Annotated in this window: 1 protein-coding gene and 1 pseudogene; both read left to right on the forward strand. The window is 69.8% G+C overall.

What is annotated here, in order from left to right; all coding sequences use genetic code 11:
• Nucleotides 1-212: pseudogene (locus tag G6026_RS10155) on the forward strand (serine/threonine protein kinase); the annotation flags it as partial.
• Nucleotides 209-1,165 (forward strand): Stk1 family PASTA domain-containing Ser/Thr kinase (gene pknB, locus G6026_RS10160; protein WP_182613107.1); only part of this gene is annotated, 957 nt, incomplete at its 3' end. The pseudogene G6026_RS10155 and the gene pknB, both read left to right, overlap by 4 nt.

Raw genomic sequence — 1,165 nt, forward strand, 5'->3', positions numbered from 1 at the left:
CCCCCGAACCCACTCCCCCTCCCCAGCCGACGCCGACCGTCACACCCCCGGCGCCCGACCTGCAGGACATGCTCGATTCGCTGACCTCCGAGTTCAACTCCTTCGTCCCGCAGGCCCAGGTCGGGGGCGGCAACCCGGGCGGCAACGCCAGTGGCAACACCGGCCCCGACGCGGCGGCCCCGGCCCACGGCAGAGCAGGTGACCGCGGATGACCACACCCCATCTGCTCGCAGGCCGGTACGAGATCGGCGAGGTCCTGGGCTTCGGCGGGATGTCCGAGGTCCACCGGGGACGGGACACCGTCTTGGGCCGCGACGTGGCGGTCAAGATCATGCGGCCCGAACTGGCCCGCGACGAGACCTTCTACCAGCGCTTCCGCCGGGAGGCCCAGAACTCCGCCTCGCTCAACCACCCCTCGATCGTCGCGATCTACGACACGGGCGAGGAACGCACCGACGACGGTGCGCTTCCGTACATCGTCATGGAACTGGTCGAGGGCGACACCATCCGGGACATCGTCAAGATGGACGGCCCCATGGAGGTGGAACGCGCTCTCGGGGTGATGGCCGACGTCTGCGGTGCTCTCGACTTCTCCCACAAGAAGGGGATCATCCACCGCGACGTCAAGCCCGCGAACATCATGATCTCGCGCGACGGGGCCGTCAAGGTGATGGACTTCGGCATCGCGCGCGCGGTCAGCGACTCGACCTCGACGCTCACCACCACCTCGTCCGTACTCGGCACCGCCCAGTACCTCAGTCCCGAACAGGCCCGCGGCGAGACGGTCGACGCACGATCTGACCTGTACTCGGCCGGCTGCGTGTTGTACGAGATGGTCACCGGAACCCCCCCGTTCAGCGGCGAGTCCCCCGTCGCGGTGGCGTACCAGCACGTCCGGGAGTCCCCGCAGCCTCCGTCGGCGATCAACCCCGAGGTCGGTCGGTACGTCGATGCCGTGGTCATGCAGGCGATGGCCAAGAACCCCGAGAACCGGTACGAGACCGCCGGGGACATGCGCACCGACCTGCTCACCGTCCTGAGCGGTGGTCGTCCCGCCGCGCCGCTGGTGCTCTCCGACGATGAACTCGACGACGGCCAGCGGCCCGACGCCCCCCACGGGTTCGCCGGGGCGGGCTTCGGCTCGGGCCGGCCCGACCGGATCCCG

This window comes from Dietzia sp. DQ11-38-2, assembly GCF_014145055.1.
Lineage (GTDB): Bacteria > Actinomycetota > Actinomycetes > Mycobacteriales > Mycobacteriaceae > Dietzia.